This window comes from Rhizobium indicum (genome assembly GCF_005862305.2).
GTDB lineage: Bacteria > Pseudomonadota > Alphaproteobacteria > Rhizobiales > Rhizobiaceae > Rhizobium > Rhizobium indicum.
The window spans coordinates 528,551-542,255 of the sequence record NZ_CP054021.1 but is presented as its reverse complement, the minus strand read 5'-3'; the positions used below and the strand labels follow the sequence as shown (position 1 = coordinate 542,255).

15 protein-coding genes and 4 tRNA genes are annotated in these 13,705 nt (G+C 59.6%); 11 read left to right on the top strand and 8 right to left on the bottom strand.

Features of this window, described 5'->3' with window-relative positions; all coding sequences use genetic code 11:
* Positions 1-11: 11 nt before the first annotated feature.
* The 5 genes from FFM53_RS02620 to FFM53_RS02600 all read left to right on the top strand — a co-directional run bounded on the left by FFM53_RS02620 (position 12) and on the right by FFM53_RS02600 (position 5,918).
* The gene (locus FFM53_RS02620) at positions 12-1,223 is read left to right on the top strand and encodes an NAD(P)/FAD-dependent oxidoreductase (RefSeq protein WP_138389287.1); all 1,212 of its coding nucleotides are present in this window, start codon (positions 12-14) and stop codon (positions 1,221-1,223) included.
* Positions 1,224-1,275: 52 nt separating this feature from the next.
* Positions 1,276-2,016, top strand: a complete 741-nt coding sequence (locus tag FFM53_RS02615) for a hypothetical protein (protein ID WP_138389286.1) — start codon at positions 1,276-1,278, stop codon at positions 2,014-2,016.
* A 36-nt stretch (positions 2,017-2,052) separates the two neighbouring features.
* Positions 2,053-2,784 carry a transporter substrate-binding domain-containing protein gene (locus FFM53_RS02610; protein ID WP_138389285.1) on the top strand — a complete coding sequence of 244 codons (732 nt, stop codon included), beginning with the start codon at positions 2,053-2,055 and terminating at the stop codon, positions 2,782-2,784.
* A 58-nt stretch (positions 2,785-2,842) separates the two neighbouring features.
* The gene (locus tag FFM53_RS02605) at positions 2,843-4,531 is read left to right on the top strand and encodes a carboxylesterase family protein (RefSeq protein ID WP_246413069.1); all 1,689 of its coding nucleotides are present in this window, start codon (positions 2,843-2,845) and stop codon (positions 4,529-4,531) included.
* Between the two features lie 235 nt (positions 4,532-4,766).
* A complete protein-coding gene (locus FFM53_RS02600; protein ID WP_138389283.1) occupies positions 4,767-5,918 on the top strand; it encodes an L-dopachrome tautomerase-related protein in 1,152 nt (383 codons plus the stop codon).
* A gap of 69 nt (positions 5,919-5,987) precedes the next feature.
* Here FFM53_RS02600 and FFM53_RS02595 read toward each other — a convergent pair.
* The 4 genes from FFM53_RS02595 to gloA all read right to left on the bottom strand — a co-directional run bounded on the left by FFM53_RS02595 (position 5,988) and on the right by gloA (position 8,087).
* Positions 5,988-6,062: transfer RNA gene (locus FFM53_RS02595), tRNA-Glu, on the bottom strand.
* Positions 6,063-6,136: 74 nt separating this feature from the next.
* Positions 6,137-6,211: transfer RNA gene (locus FFM53_RS02590), tRNA-Glu, on the bottom strand.
* 197 nt (positions 6,212-6,408) lie between these two features.
* A complete protein-coding gene (locus tag FFM53_RS02585; protein ID WP_425504954.1) occupies positions 6,409-7,470 on the bottom strand; it encodes a YcbK family protein in 1,062 nt (353 codons plus the stop codon).
* 176 nt (positions 7,471-7,646) lie between these two features.
* Positions 7,647-8,087: a lactoylglutathione lyase gene (gloA, locus tag FFM53_RS02580; protein WP_138329726.1), complete on the bottom strand. Its 441-nt coding sequence runs from the start codon at positions 8,085-8,087 to the stop codon at positions 7,647-7,649.
* 195 nt (positions 8,088-8,282) lie between these two features.
* On the opposite strand from gloA, the gene FFM53_RS02575 reads away from it, so the two are divergent.
* Complete coding sequence (locus tag FFM53_RS02575) at positions 8,283-8,861, top strand: cold-shock protein (RefSeq protein ID WP_012757289.1); 579 nt, start codon at positions 8,283-8,285, stop codon at positions 8,859-8,861.
* A gap of 2 nt (positions 8,862-8,863) precedes the next feature.
* Positions 8,864-9,352: a DUF192 domain-containing protein gene (locus tag FFM53_RS02570; RefSeq protein WP_138389281.1), complete on the top strand. Its 489-nt coding sequence runs from the start codon at positions 8,864-8,866 to the stop codon at positions 9,350-9,352.
* Between the two features lie 65 nt (positions 9,353-9,417).
* Here the strand turns inward: FFM53_RS02570 and FFM53_RS02565 are convergent.
* A tRNA-Pro gene (locus FFM53_RS02565) sits at positions 9,418-9,494 on the bottom strand.
* A 642-nt stretch (positions 9,495-10,136) separates the two neighbouring features.
* On the opposite strand from FFM53_RS02565, the gene FFM53_RS02560 reads away from it, so the two are divergent.
* The 3 genes from FFM53_RS02560 to FFM53_RS02550 all read left to right on the top strand — a co-directional run bounded on the left by FFM53_RS02560 (position 10,137) and on the right by FFM53_RS02550 (position 11,623).
* Positions 10,137-10,442: an ETC complex I subunit gene (locus FFM53_RS02560; protein WP_003539138.1), complete on the top strand. Its 306-nt coding sequence runs from the start codon at positions 10,137-10,139 to the stop codon at positions 10,440-10,442.
* A 57-nt stretch (positions 10,443-10,499) separates the two neighbouring features.
* Positions 10,500-10,576 (top strand) — tRNA-Arg (locus FFM53_RS02555).
* A gap of 207 nt (positions 10,577-10,783) precedes the next feature.
* Positions 10,784-11,623 carry an isocitrate lyase/PEP mutase family protein gene (locus FFM53_RS02550; protein ID WP_138329667.1) on the top strand — a complete coding sequence of 280 codons (840 nt, stop codon included), beginning with the start codon at positions 10,784-10,786 and terminating at the stop codon, positions 11,621-11,623.
* Between the two features lie 83 nt (positions 11,624-11,706).
* On the opposite strand, the gene FFM53_RS02545 is transcribed toward FFM53_RS02550, so the two are convergent.
* Positions 11,707-11,997: a DUF982 domain-containing protein gene (locus tag FFM53_RS02545; protein WP_138329665.1), complete on the bottom strand. Its 291-nt coding sequence runs from the start codon at positions 11,995-11,997 to the stop codon at positions 11,707-11,709.
* 408 nt (positions 11,998-12,405) lie between these two features.
* On the opposite strand from FFM53_RS02545, the gene FFM53_RS02540 reads away from it, so the two are divergent.
* On the top strand, positions 12,406-12,585 hold the full coding sequence (locus tag FFM53_RS02540; RefSeq protein WP_003539245.1) for a hypothetical protein: 180 nt from the start codon (positions 12,406-12,408) through the stop codon (positions 12,583-12,585).
* Positions 12,586-12,689: 104 nt separating this feature from the next.
* Here the strand turns inward: FFM53_RS02540 and FFM53_RS02535 are convergent, their stop codons facing one another.
* Together FFM53_RS02535 and FFM53_RS02530 are read right to left on the bottom strand one after the other, a co-directional pair.
* On the bottom strand, positions 12,690-13,001 hold the full coding sequence (locus FFM53_RS02535) for a hypothetical protein (RefSeq protein ID WP_138329663.1): 312 nt from the start codon (positions 12,999-13,001) through the stop codon (positions 12,690-12,692).
* Positions 13,002-13,161: 160 nt separating this feature from the next.
* Positions 13,162-13,611, bottom strand: coding sequence for a DUF3597 domain-containing protein (locus FFM53_RS02530; protein ID WP_138329661.1), 450 nt, complete (start codon positions 13,609-13,611; stop codon positions 13,162-13,164).
* Positions 13,612-13,705: the final 94 nt, after the last annotated feature.

Below are 13,705 nucleotides of genomic sequence, written 5' to 3'. Positions count from 1 at the left end.
GTGAACCCTTGATGTCTGATATCTTGATCATTGGTGCGTCCCATTCCGGGGTCGCTGTTGCGGCCGCATTGCGCAGCGCCAAATATGACGGCTCCATCATGCTGGTGACGCAGGAGAACGTCCTTCCTTACCATCGTCCGCCGCTCTCGAAAGAAGCGCTGTCGAAGGACGACTATGCTCTGATGCCGCTCCGCCCGGAGACCTTCTACGCCTCGAACCGGATCGACCTCGTTCAGGCTGTGAAGATCGTCGCGCTGAATGTAGCGGAAAGTTATGCGCTCTCCGAGGATGGAAGGCGCTTTTCATACGGCCGCCTGATCCTCGCCTGCGGGGCCGAGCCCCGTCGTCTGCCCACGTCTGTCGATCCTGACGGCGTCGCCCACACCCTGCGCACGCATGAAGATCTGACCGGATTGAAGGCACGCCTCGCCGGCGCCAAGTCGGTCGCGATCATCGGCGGCGGGTTGATCGGCATGGAAATCGCCGCAATGACTTTGGCAAAGGGGCTCGACGTCACGGTCATCGAGGCCGGTTCCAGGCTCATGGAGCGGACGGTCAGCAAGTCGATCGCCAATTACGTGCTCGACCTTTATCTGAACCAGGGGCTTCATGTTCGCTTCGGCGCCGCGGTAACGACGATCGCCCGCGACGGTGGCCGGGATGTGGATCTGGTCACCTTAGGCGATGGCGAGCAGATCGAGGCTGATATTGTCGTCGTGGCGATCGGGGCGGCACCCCATGAAAACTTGGCGCGCGACGCGGGCCTTGAGGTGAACAACGGCATTCTCGTTTCGGAGATCGGGCGTTCATCGCACCCGGCCGTCTATGCCGTTGGCGATTGCTCCACTTGGTACGATCCGGTGCTCGCACGCCACGTCCGAAACGAAGCGGTCAATCCCGGGCAGGATCAGGCGAAGATCGTTGCTGCGGCGATCACCGGGGCGTCACCGCCGCGCAAGCGTCTGCCGCGCTATTGGTCGCATCAGGCTGCCATCCAGATCCAGATGTCGGGCGAGGTGAACGGCGCGGATATGGAAGCGGTGCTGAATGCGCCGGCCAGCGGAGCATTTTCGGTTCTGGGCTTCAAGCGCGATCGTCTCGTTGCCGTCCAAACGATCAACGCCCCGCAGCAGTTCGGCAAGTTGCACGAGATGATCGGGATGGACCGAGACGCGCTTGCCGCAGCACTCGATGTCGAATTTTCGCCACCCCATCACCATTGAAGCGCATCACCGTTGAAGCAAATCGGCGCGACGGCCCAAGGAGGATCAATCGATGCAAACTGCGTCCTACACCGAAAAAGAACCGACCCGCTTTCGCCGCGGCCAATCCTGGAAGATCAACATGTTCGGCAAGAACTCGGATATTGCCGCGCCCGATCCACAGGCCTTCCGGCTTGATTTGAACGCTCATCAAAAGCTCGACTCGCATTTCCACATCGTCGATCAGTTCCAGGTCTTCATCGCCGGGAGCGGCACGATCGGCCGTGACGAAGTGCGTCTCGTTACCGTGCATTACGCCGACCATCACACCGGCTATGGCCCGCTGATCGCCAGTGAACAGGGACTGTCATACCTGACTTTGCGCAGCAAGACCGATGCAGGGCTCGTCTACCTGACGACGCCGACTGTTCGCGAAAAGCTTAAACCCACCAAACGCCGTCATCGCACGTCGGGTGCGGTGGCGCTGTCGATCGAGCCGGTTCTCCGCAATCGCACCGAGTTGACCGTCGACACCATCATCGAGGAGCAGCCGGGTGACGATGGCATGAACTGCAAGGTGTTCCGGCTGGGACCGACCATGGCGATGCAGGCACCCGATCCGACAGGCAGCGGCGGCCAGTACCTGATCGTCCTCAACGGCAGTCTCATCCATGAAGGCCGGACCTATGAGCCCTTCTCGCTGATGTTCGTGCGGTTCGACGATCCTGCGCCGACCATAACGGCCGGCGAGGATGGGCTGGAGCTGATGATCACGCAGTTCCCGACCGAAGATGAGTGGATGAAATCCATCTAGTCCCGGAAGGTATGAGTTCAGCAAGAGGAGAAAACCGTGACCGATTTTGACCTCGAGGCGATCCGCAGGGAGATCGCTCCTTCCGGAACGCTGGTCTGCGCCCTCAATCACGGCAATGTCGTGCTGGTTCGGCGCGGCCCGACGGACGAGACGCCGGCGGGCGTGTCGGTGGACCTCGCACGGTCGCTTGCAGAGAAACTCTCACTCCCGATCCGCTTTCGACATTACGACAAAGCCGGCGATGTGTCCGCAAGTGTTGGCGCCGGGGAGTGGGACGTGTGTTTCCTCGCAATCGATCCGCAGCGAGCCGAGCGCATCGCCTACAGCGAACCCTATGTCCAGATCGAAGGCGCATTTCTGATACGCCGCGCTGCGGGGCCGTTGGGCCTGAAGGACGTGGACCGGCTGCGACTGAAAATCGGCGCCGTTAGGGGAAGTGCCTACGAACTCTTTCTTTCAAGACAGGGCGGAGCCGGCGAACTGATCCGTTTCGACAGTTTTCCGGAAGCGGTGGCGGCTTTGACGGGCGGGGATCTCGATGGTCTGGCGGGCGTGCGGCAGGCCATGTCGATCGTTGCTCGCGACCAGCCCGACTTTGCAGTGATGCAGGAACCGTTCATGGCCATTCCCCAGGCCGTTGGCATCAGTGCGGATCGCCCTGCCGCAGCCGCGTTCACGCGCGCTTTCGTCCAGGAGCAGAAGGCGAGCGGTTTCGTTCGCCGGTCTCTGGTGCAGAGCGGACACGCCGATGTCGTCGTGCCACCCTGATTGGCACCTGCTGTTCCACGCGGCAATCGAGCAAGCAACCTGGGAGGAAGGCATGAGAATGAGTGGAAAGTTCAAGGCTGTCGTCGGCAAGAGTAGAACGGGTGCTGTCGTCCTGATGGCAAGCCTGTTGCTGAGCGCGGCAAACAATGCGAACGCAACCGACGGAACCGCGCCACTCACGTTGGCGACTGTTACGGGAGGCCGGGTCGAGGGCGTACCGAGCGACACACCCGGCGTTACCCAATTCCTCGGCATTCCATTCGCCGGAAATGTTAGTGGGGAAAACCGTTGGAAGCCAGCGCCGCCGGTGAAGCCATGGGATGGTGTTCTCACGGCTGACAAGTGGGGCGACCAGATGCTCCAGAACCCGAACAGTCTCGGCCGGGCGCCGATCAGCGACAACGGCTTGAACCTTGCGGTCTGGACCCCGGCCCACAGCACCGGCGATCGGCTCCCCGTCTATATGCTTATCCACGGCGGCGCCAACCGCCTGGGTTCAAGCGAGATGAAAGACCTCTATGCGGCGCAGCTGGCCGCGCAGGGCGTGGTCGTCGTCTCTGTTCAATATCGCCTTGGAGCGATGGGCTGGCTGTCGCTGCCGGAGATGGGCAAGGACAGTGGCAAGGGCCCGAAAGGCAATTTCGGGGTCCTCGATCTCGTCGATGCCCTCCACTGGATCCAAAAGAACGCGGAGGCGTTCGGAGGGGATCCGAAGACCGTGACGATCGGCGGCCAGTCGGCGGGTGGCGAAAACACGGTCGCGCTCCTCCGTACGCCGCTTGCCAAAGGTCTCTTCAAGCGCGCGTTCATTCAATCGAGCTTCACCGGCTTCCTGCCGGGGAAGGTTGTCGATTTCGCCAAGAAGTCTGAGCAAAACCAGGATGTGGTCAACAAGCTCTTCGGCAAGGAGGTGACGCTTGCCGACCAACGGGCGATCGACAGCAAGACCTGGCTGGAGAATTGGCAGGGCGGAAAGGAAACGCTCTATGGTGCAATGACCGGCGCCGTCGCAACGAACCAGTTCTATACCATCGACGACTACGTGTTCACCAAGGAATCGGTAAACCTGGTTCAACCGGGCGATTTCGACGGTCTGGATATCATCATCGGTCAGACGGCGGACGAATATACCGGACTACGGCCGAACGACCTGAAAATGACGGAGGGCGAGCAGCATGAGGCGATGCTGGCGGCGATCCGACCGCACCAGGCGGGCAATGTCGACGACGCCGTCTTTCCGCTCTACGAAACCAACGACCCGGTGGAAGCCTATCGATTGTCGCTGCGGATGTTGAACGACTATATGTTCGAGTATGTGCGCGTCGGGGCGGAATTCGCCAAAGCCCACAGCAGCGCCAACGTCTATCTCTACTATTGGGACCACTGGCCGCCGGGCAAGGATCAGGGCTTTCGTCGCGCTTGGCACGCGGGAGACAACTGGTACTTCAACGGTTCGCTGCGCCCTGGAAACCGTGACCAGCTTCCGTGGACCGACCCGGATTTCGCCATGCGCGACATGGCCATTACCTATCTCGCAAACTTCATCAAGACTGGCGATCCGAACGGTAACAGCGTCCCGCACTGGGGGCAGGTGACCCCTCAGTCAGGCGGCCAGTTCATTCGGTTTCATGAGGGGGAAGCTGCCATGCGGACCTCGACGCTCTACCCAAGCCGTGACGCCTACCTGCGGAAAAAGATTCTAGAGGGTATCGGCATGACGGAGAGGGATATCGCTGAAAAACCCTGATCGCGCGGCCGAGCGGCAGGCCGATCTACAAAACTCGCAGAGCTGATAGAGGCCATCGATCCTGCCAATAAAACGGCTCCAGCCCTAAGAATTGGCGGGTCGTTCCCAGGCTTTCCACGGCGTCATTTCAGCTGTCGCGGCCTCCCACGCGCACGCAAAGCGCGGGGCGTTTGCACGCCGATTCGATGGCGGTCGTTTGCTTGCCGTCGTGTGACCTTACCAAGAGGAGGATATCATGAAAATTGGACGTCGGAGATTTATGACTGCTGCTGCCTGCACTGCGGCTTCAGGCTTGCTGCCGGCAAGAGGTGTATCGGCGGCAGGGGCAGAGCTTATTCACACCGTGGCGGCAGAAATTCCATGGTTCTGCAACCAGGTGGCGCTGACAGCCAAAGGAGACATGTTCTTCGGCCTGCCGCGCTATCCGGACTACGACCAGACGCCCTGTCTCGCAAAGCGGGGTGCGGACGGAAAGCCAGCCGCCTTTCCGGGAAACGCCTGGAACGAATGGAAGCCCGGTGACGACGGATTTGATAGCTTCGTCTATGTCAACTCGATCCATGTCTTCAAGGAGGGGACTGTCTGGGCGGTGGACCAGGGAGCACTGCGCGCAGACTCCTATCCGCCTGCGCTTTCCGAGCCTCACAAGGGCGCACAAAAGCTTGTTCAATTGGATGCGGACTCCGGCGAGGTGCTGCGGGTTCTGCGCTTCGGCGACGATATTCTGCCGAAGGGCGCGAAATTGAACGATCTGCGCGTGTTCGGCGACCATGTCTACGTCACGGACTCCGGGTTGGGCGCTTTGATCTATCATGACCTCAAGACCGGCGTTACGCTTCGCCGGATGTCCGGTTCTCCTGAGATGCAGGCAAAGGTCGAACCGAATATGCAGCAGGGGAGTCACCAGACCCCGAAGATCGACATGATCGAGGTCAGCGACGACGGGGAGTGGCTTTATGCTGCAGCACCGACCGGCCCATTCATCAGGATCAAGACCGCAGCGTTGCGCGACGCGTCGCTTTCGGATGACGACCTCGCCGAACAGGTCGAGGAATACGCGACGATCGCACGCAGCGGCGGCTGCGCCCTTGATACGAACGGTAACCTCTATCTCTCGGAACTGGACAACAAGCGGGTGACGATCTTGTCACCGACCGGAGAGACTGCGGTGCTGACGTCGGATGACGAGTTCATCAGTCCGGACGGATCGTTCATCAGTGTCGATCGCAAGCTCTATATTCCGGTCACGCAATCCCGCCGAACGAGGCTGTTCGGCAACAAGCAGGACATGGTGAAACGGCCTTGGAAGATCTACGTCGTCGATCTGCCCGAAACATTGGGAGGCATCAAGCTCGGCGCTTCTCTGAATGGACCGTCGCTCCCCTGATGCATATCGGAGCAGCCGAGCCCTGTTCTGGTCGAATAGAACGCCGAGAATGGCTTCTGTGACCAGCAGTGGTACGCCCTAGGGGAGTCGAACCCCTCTTTACAGAATGAGAATCTGTCGTCCTAACCGATAGACGAAGGGCGCAGGCAGCCTCGTTAAAATAGGAGCGCGCGCCGGCTTCTGCAAGCGGAAGTGATGGCTTCTTTATGGAGAGAAAGTGGTACGCCCTAGGGGAGTCGAACCCCTCTTCCCAGAATGAAAATCTGGTGTCCTAACCGATAGACGAAGGGCGCTTCCTTCGTGGTGGCGCCCTTATAGTCAGGCGTTTTGAATCCCGCAAGCGGAATTGCGGTTTTCTTTCAAAAAAATGACAGGAAATCCAAGTGCGTTCGAGAAGCCGATTATTGAAGCTGAATCAATAGGCTGCCGGTTGTTTCTTTAACGAGACGAGGTGCAGCTGCCGTAACGTAATGCGAAAATCGCGCGGCCGTCAGATCGCTCTTGCCGTCGCTATCGGTGCGCGCTTGCCGCCGCAGCCCCAGTTCCAGTCACGGGTTTTGCCGGTGTCGAGGTGAACCGAATCCGTGTGGCAGTAGGTGCCGACGCCGCCGCGGTCCGGCAACGAGCGGATATAGGCGGCGATATCCCACTTCGTAACACCGTCGATCTGGATGTCGGCGGCCTCGCAGCTCTTGTGCATCGATTCGTCAGCCCCGCCGACGAGGCGGTTATGCTCTTCGTCACGGTAGCCGGAGGTGACGATAACAGGCCGGCCGAAATGACTTTCGACCATCTTGATCACTTTCAGCAGGTCGGGCTTGAAGCAGCCAACCTCGACCTTGTCGTTCTGGAGATGCAGCCCGTTCGGCGCGATACGCGTCATGCCGGGCAGGGCCGCCTTGTGCAGCAGGCCCGAGAGGCTGCCGAGCAGGTTTTGCTTCGGCGCGCTGTAGAGCGCGTTCATCGTCGAGGTCGGAATGCTGCCCGTCGCCAGCGACGCCGTCTGCACGGGCGCAAGCTGCGTGCTGCTATTCTGCGAGGATTGCTGCGGTAACACCGGCTCCGCCGGCTGTTGGGGCATGGGCGGCTGGCTGTAGACGCTGCTTCGCGCAGGTGCTGCACCTTCCACCGGCACATAGGCCTGCGGCTGAATGACGGTGGACGTGCTGTTGTTCTGCGGCGCCGGCTGGTGATCGGAAAAGATGCTCATCGCCTGCGCGTTGATCCTGGTCGACTGCAGGACGAGCCCGCCGATATTGGCGGGCGCCGTCGTCGCCGAGCCGGCGGGGGGGACAGCTGCATTCGGATCTTGTGCCACGATCTGAGGCGCGCCCTGGACGCCGGAGACGTTGACGAGGCGGGGATCGGTATAGACCGAACGTGGGGGGGCAGGGCTTGCAGGCGCTGCCGTGGCCAGCTGCGGTGCTGCGGCCGGCACAGCCGGAACCACCACCGCCGAATCGAGCGCCTTCTTGTCCGACGCGCAGCCGGACAGCGCCAGCACCGAGGTGGCGATCAGCAAAGCGCCCGTCACAGGCATCCGCATCTGCATCTTACGCAAGCGACAGTCTCCAGTTGATGCAGAAAATAAGCGAAAAACGCTTCTCTATCCGCTTCGAGTCGCCAGGAGACTGCCTGCGGCGTCGGATCGCGGCAAGCGCCGAGGCGCCGGCCGGACCCGAAATCGAAAAAGCCGCAAGCCTCGCAAAAGCCTTGCGGCAAAAACCCTTACCAGGCGCCGGTATTGCCCATCGAAGACCAAGGTTCGGCGGCCGGAAGTGGGTTGCCCTTCTGCAGGATTTCGATCGAGATGCCGTCGGGCGAGCGCACGAAGGCCATGTTCCCGTCGCGCGGTGGCCGGTTGATGGTGATGCCGTTGTCCATCAGATTTTGGCAGGTGGCGTAAATATCGTCGACCTCATAAGCGAGGTGGCCGAAATTGCGACCTCCGCTATAATCTTCCGTGTCCCAATTGTAGGTAAGCTCGAGGCAGGGGGCTTTTTCGCTGCGCGCACGGTCGAGATCGTCGCGAGCAGCCAGGAAAACCAGGGTGAAGCGGCCCTTCTCGTTTTCGTGGCGGCGAATTTCCTCCAGTCCGAACAGCGTGGTGTAAAAGGCAAGCGAGGCGTCCAGGTCTTTGACACGAACCATTGTATGTAGATAACGCATTCTATTTACTCCTTTATTGGGGCTGGCTTTTTTCGGCGAACCGAGGTCAGCTTCGGGCAAGTCAACTTTATAAAATGTGCACCTGGGAATAACCGAAAACTAGGACTTGCGCTTATCCGTTACCAAGATGTTAATCTTGATTTCAAGAATCAGTTAACCGTAACAGTGTGACGCGTATTCGAGGGGCTGGCGACAATGGCTGACAGGATTTCATCGAACGAATACTCCGACCTCGACGAGCTATCAGGAGAGGCGGTCGATCTTGTTGAAATCACCGGCGTCGTCAAGTGGTTCGATGTCGCCAAGGGTTTCGGCTTCATCGTGCCCGACAACGGCATGCAGGATGTTCTCCTGCACGTGACCTGCCTGCGCCGCGACGGTTACCAGACGATCCTCGAGGGAACGCGCATCGTCGCCCTTATCCAGCGCCGCGAGCGCGGCTATCAGGCCTTCAAGATCCTCTCGATGGACCAGTCGACCGCGGTTCATCCCTCGCAACTGCCGCCGGTGCGCACCCATGTGCAGGTCACCGCGACGAGCGGCCTCGAGCGTGCACTGGTCAAGTGGTTCAACCGCACCAAGGGCTTCGGCTTCCTGACACGCGGCGAGGGCACCGAAGATATCTTCGTTCACATGGAGACGCTGCGCCGCTTCGGCCTGACGGAGCTCCGCCCCGGCCAGGTGGTTCTCGTTCGCTTCGGCGATGGCGAAAAGGGCCTGATGGCCGCAGAGATCCATCCCGACGTTCCGAGCCCGGCAAGCCGGTCGCACTGAATATGCGCGGCCTAATCCTATTTGATGCTATCAGAAGCGCCATCCTGGCGCTTTTTTTCATGGTCGCGCTGCCGGCCTTGGCTGACGAGGAGATGCGGTTCGACAAGGAGCCGCTGCTCATCCAGACCGCTGCGGGCAAGGTGCTGCATTTCACTGTCGAAATCGCCTCGACCCCGGATCAGCGCGCCCGCGGCCTGATGTTTCGCAAGGTGATGGCCGATGATGCCGGCATGATCTTCGATTTCGACCAGCCGCGGCGCGTCACCATGTGGATGGAAAACACCATCCTGCCGCTCGACATGCTTTTTGCCGACGACACCGGCACGATTCGCCACATCAAGGAAAAGGCAGTGCCCTATTCACGCGACATCATCGATTCGATGGTTGCGGTGAAATACGTCGTCGAACTCAACGCCGGCATCGTCGCCAAACTCGGAATCAAGCCCGGCGACAAGATCGTCAGCGCCACGACGACGAAGAAGGCGAAGTAACGGCGCGCACGACCGCGAGCAGCGGTGCGCCTGTCAGGAATTCAACAGTAATCGGGATATTTGAATGGTCGGAGTGGAGAGATTCGAACTCCCGACCCTCTGGTCCCAAACCAGATGCGCTACCAGGCTGCGCTACACTCCGTGCCGTGAATGGCAGGGGAGATACACGGTTCACTTCGCCGTCGCAACCCATAAATCCAGCTCTGGCCGAAGATTCCTCGCCGGACCTGTGGATGCAAGACAGAAAAATCTTGATAGGCCGCCAGCCTGCTTGCCGGGCGCACGAGTTCGGTCTGCCTGGCGCAATTGTACGTCAGGACAAGGCTACCTCAGCCGTGGGCGATCAGGCCGATATATTGGGCGTAGCTGATGACAACGTAGAAGAACGCCGTGATGCTAGCGCCTATGACAATGGCATTGAACTCCGCCGAACGTTTGATCATGAGTGCAAATCCACTGAAATCGATTGAGCCGTAAACTAGTGCCGAGGGAAGGCAGCGGCAATCAGGTTGTGATCACAAGGTGAGACAAGCGGAAATATTGCGAAATCCGGCCGGCAATCCCCGGATTTGAAAGGGAGGCGGTGTCGGCCGTCATGCGAACGGAGTCGGCAGCCGTGTCGCACACCGCCTTTTTTCTTGAAAAAGCGGGGATTCGCGGCTAAGCAAAATTCATCTCTTGGCATTATCCTCAGCGATGATGCCAAGGCCCCGAGAACGGGCCAGCAACGGGATTGAGACCATGAAAGGCGGGCGCTGCCCGCATAGTCGGAGACGCTGCAGTCATGTCTGCCAAGATCTATCGTCCAGCCAAGACCGCCATGCAGTCCGGCAAGGCCAAGACCCATCTCTGGGTGCTTGAATACGATCAGGAGTCGGCGCGCAAGATCGACCCGATCATGGGCTACACTTCCTCGGGCGATATGCGCCAGCAGGTGAAGCTCACCTTCGAAACGCAGGAACTCGCCGAAGCCTACGCCCAGCGCAACGGCATCGAATACCGCGTCATCGCGCCGAAGGATCCGGTCCGCCAGGTCGTCGCCTATCCGGACAATTTCCGCTATACGCGCACGCAGCCCTGGACGCATTGAGATTTCTGGTCCAGATATGCCGCATCCGGTCGCGCTCGTGAGACGCGGCCGCCGGACGGCCCCTTAGCTCAGCTGGATAGAGCACCTGCCTTCTAAGCAGGTTGTCGCAGGTTCGATTCCTGCAGGGGTCGCCACTATTTCAAAGTCCATACCGAAGACATGGTAACAGCTGGTTTCGGCCTCTGCTGCGGACTCATGTCTAGTCCAGGAGCGTGAGACTGACGGAAATGCGCACCAATAGCGCATCGTCGCTATTCTCTCCTAAGCTAGTTCGCGCAACTCGTTCACATTTCGTTCCCGTGATGCTAGTCTCGCCCTCAGTGAAACGTGAGGGGGCATTTATGGATCAAAGGGCCAAGTTCGAGCGACTGAAGGCACTTCACCAGGGGGACAGTGCCTTTGTCATCCCGAACCCGTGGGACGCCGGTTCGGCTCGCCTTCTCGCAAGCCTTGGCTTCGAGGCGCTCGCGACCACCAGCGCGGGTTACGCCTTTTCCAAGGGCAAGTTGGATTCATTCGCGAGCCTTGGACGGGATGAGGTTCTTGAGAACGCTGCCGAGATCGTTGGCGCTGCTGATCTTCCTGTCTCTGCCGACCTTGAAGATGGCTTCGGTGCGTCGCCAGAAACCTGTGCGGAAACCATCCGCTTGGCATGCGAAACCGGACTTGTCGGCGGATCGATCGAAGACGCAACAGGCAATCCTGCTGCCCCGATCTACGAGCTGTCGCAAGCCGTCGAACGCATCCATGCTGCAGCAGAGGCTGCGCGTGGTCTGCCTTTTCTTCTCACGGCGCGGGCGGAGAATTATCTTTGGGAGAGACCCGATCTTGACGACACCATCGAACGGCTGCAAGCATTTTCGGCCGCTGGGGCAGATGTGCTTTACGCACCCGGCTTGCCTGACATCGAGGCAATCAGAACCGTTTGCGCGGCCGTGGACAAGCCAGTCAACGTGGTCATGGGTTTGAAAGGGCGAAAATACTCTGTTGCCGAACTGTCGAGCGTCGGCGTGCGCCGCGTGAGTGTCGGCGGCTCTTTCGCGCGGGCCGCTCTGGGGGCGTTGTTGCGCGCCGCTATGGAGGTGAAAACAGCGGGTACGTTTGGATATGCCGACGACGCGCTCTCTGCTGCAGCGGTTAGCCACCTGATGTCACGGGAGAAACGCCAGGACAGGCTATGAGCTGGGCAGAAACCAAAGTCGCGGCGGATTTGCACTGCTCGAGCGTTTCCGCAAATCCTTCTCTGGAATCTGCTCGAGCGATCTCAGTGAACGACCGAGAGGTAGCGGATGCCGGCTTCATCCGCCGCTCTGATCAGTGCTTCCCGCGCGGCGTCCGGGGGCGTGGTTCCGCGGATGGCGTCGAGGCATGTCCTCACCGCCACGACATACTCCTCGCCGTCATCACCCGGCCATTCGGAAATGAGCATGGTGGCTGCATCGCCGAGGGTCCTGACGACGCTGTATTTTTCCTGGCCGCTCATGAGGATCCTCAGTGCGGGAAACTGATGCGATGTGTACCGATTCATTACATTTGGTCCTTGCATCATAAACATATTAGTAACTCTGCAAGAAGCGTTCCAACTGACGCCGCAGGATGATTATCTTCCATGAATCGGCAAAAGCAGTCGGCAACGCTTCTCCAGGCAGGAAGCCGGGAACTTGTTTTCAACACATTGCCGTCATATTGATTCATCTATCGAAATTGCTTGTCGAGCTTGGTTTGCGCTCTGGCGTCCCGGCTGATCTTTCCTTTCAAAATCGATTTCTGCGCCGTCCGGCAGCCGCCGGAGGGTGATTGTCATGCCGGTTGAGGGGGAATCGTCATGAATGCAGGCAAGTCTTTGATCGACGCAAGCCTCCGCCAAACGCACATCGTCGCTGCCTGATATGCCTCCGGTCTTTGACCGCGGACGTCAGTGCCGGCATTCCGGCTGGGTTTTCCAGCCATTGAGGAGAATTTCATGAGCAAGACCAATGCAGAGGCACTGTTGCGCAAAGCGCAGCGCCAGGTTGCCAATACCAGCGGCGGTGGCCATCTCGGCGGCACCAACTTCGGTCAGGGCAATGACGCCAAGACTGCGTCCGGAAGCGGCAACCGCCCGGCGGGCAAGGGCCGGCCGCCAGCTGGCGGCAAACGCTGACCATAGCGCCGCGCGCCTTTTAAGACGCGCAAAGAACGCAGTGAAGACAGCCCCGCCAAAATGGCGGGGTTTTGTTTGATAGCCTCTGAAGGGCTCGGCTCTTCTCAGCGATCCAGGAAATGATCGAAGTACACCTGGGGGATGGGGTAGGCGTAGACGCCTCTGTCGACGAAGCTGCGTCTATAGAGGCAATTTCTGAGAGCCGCGTTGTAATGCAGGCTTCGCGGGTCCGACGAGCCTCGTCGCCATGAGCTTGCCTCCGGCAGGCAGTGTTGGAGTGCCTTGTCGTATCGAGCCAGGAGGACCGGGTCGGTATCGACCCGAATGCCGCTATAGGATTGATAGTTTGAAGGAGATTCTGCGGCCGATATACAGGCCAGGCTGAGTGCAACACCAACGACTGCCATCAATCTCATTGGACTTATTTCTCCCCTGATCGATTATCGAAGTATCGAGCGAAACGTTATTGGTTCCAGCGCCTGCGGGCAAGGGGACGCCTTGTTCCGGCGTCCCCTTGCCCGAGACGTTAACCGCATAGCTGCCGCCACAGAAATGGCGGCAGCTATGCGTCATCGATCAATCCAGGAGGTCGGCCGGTACCTTGCCGCCGTTTTCCGAAAGCCGCTTCATCAGCGCCTTGTGCAGCCACATGTTCATTTTTGCGGAATCGTTGGTGTCGCCGGTATAGCCGAGTTCAGCGGCAAGTTCCTTGCGCTCGGTCAGGCTCGCATCCATCCCGACGGCTTTCATCAGGTCTACGATCGAGCGGCGCCAATCGAGTTTCTGACCGCTCTTCTTTACCGCCGCGTCGAGGATCGGGACGATATCCACTGTAGCTGTGCCTGGTGCGGTGGCCGTGGGGACCGGCTTGCTCTGCGGGGCAGGGGCCGCAGGCGCCGGACTGGGGGCTGCCGACGGTGAGGCAGGCGCTTGCGCCGGCTCTGTCTTCGGTGCGCCGGCCGCAACGGGTTCGGCTGCTTTCGCCTCTCCGAAGATTGCATGTTTGATCTTGTCGAAAATGCCCATTCTAAACCTCCAGTTCCATCAGATGAGAACATGCTGAAACATGGACTTCCCGCTTGATATATCCAGGCGGAAAGGGAGTTATTTTTAGTATGTT

Bases quoted from the DNA above. Each gene is read 5' to 3' on its own strand.
- FFM53_RS02620 (WP_138389287.1), top strand. From the start codon at position 12: ATGTCTGATATCTTGATCATTGGTGCGTCCCATTCCGGGGTCGCTGTT.
- FFM53_RS02615 (WP_138389286.1), top strand. From the start codon at position 1,276: ATGCAAACTGCGTCCTACACCGAAAAAGAACCGACCCGCTTTCGCCGC.
- FFM53_RS02605 (WP_246413069.1), top strand. From the start codon at position 2,843: ATGAGTGGAAAGTTCAAGGCTGTCGTCGGCAAGAGTAGAACGGGTGCT.
- FFM53_RS02600 (WP_138389283.1), top strand. From the start codon at position 4,767: ATGAAAATTGGACGTCGGAGATTTATGACTGCTGCTGCCTGCACTGCG.
- FFM53_RS02585 (WP_425504954.1), bottom strand. From the start codon at position 7,470: ATGCAGATGCGGATGCCTGTGACGGGCGCTTTGCTGATCGCCACCTCG.
- gloA (WP_138329726.1), bottom strand. From the start codon at position 8,087: ATGCGTTATCTACATACAATGGTTCGTGTCAAAGACCTGGACGCCTCG.
- FFM53_RS02575 (WP_012757289.1), top strand. From the start codon at position 8,283: ATGGCTGACAGGATTTCATCGAACGAATACTCCGACCTCGACGAGCTA.
- FFM53_RS02570 (WP_138389281.1), top strand. From the start codon at position 8,864: ATGCGCGGCCTAATCCTATTTGATGCTATCAGAAGCGCCATCCTGGCG.
- FFM53_RS02560 (WP_003539138.1), top strand. From the start codon at position 10,137: ATGTCTGCCAAGATCTATCGTCCAGCCAAGACCGCCATGCAGTCCGGC.
- FFM53_RS02550 (WP_138329667.1), top strand. From the start codon at position 10,784: ATGGATCAAAGGGCCAAGTTCGAGCGACTGAAGGCACTTCACCAGGGG.
- FFM53_RS02545 (WP_138329665.1), bottom strand. From the start codon at position 11,997: ATGTTTATGATGCAAGGACCAAATGTAATGAATCGGTACACATCGCAT.
- FFM53_RS02540 (WP_003539245.1), top strand. From the start codon at position 12,406: ATGAGCAAGACCAATGCAGAGGCACTGTTGCGCAAAGCGCAGCGCCAG.
- FFM53_RS02535 (WP_138329663.1), bottom strand. From the start codon at position 13,001: ATGAGATTGATGGCAGTCGTTGGTGTTGCACTCAGCCTGGCCTGTATA.
- FFM53_RS02530 (WP_138329661.1), bottom strand. From the start codon at position 13,611: ATGGGCATTTTCGACAAGATCAAACATGCAATCTTCGGAGAGGCGAAA.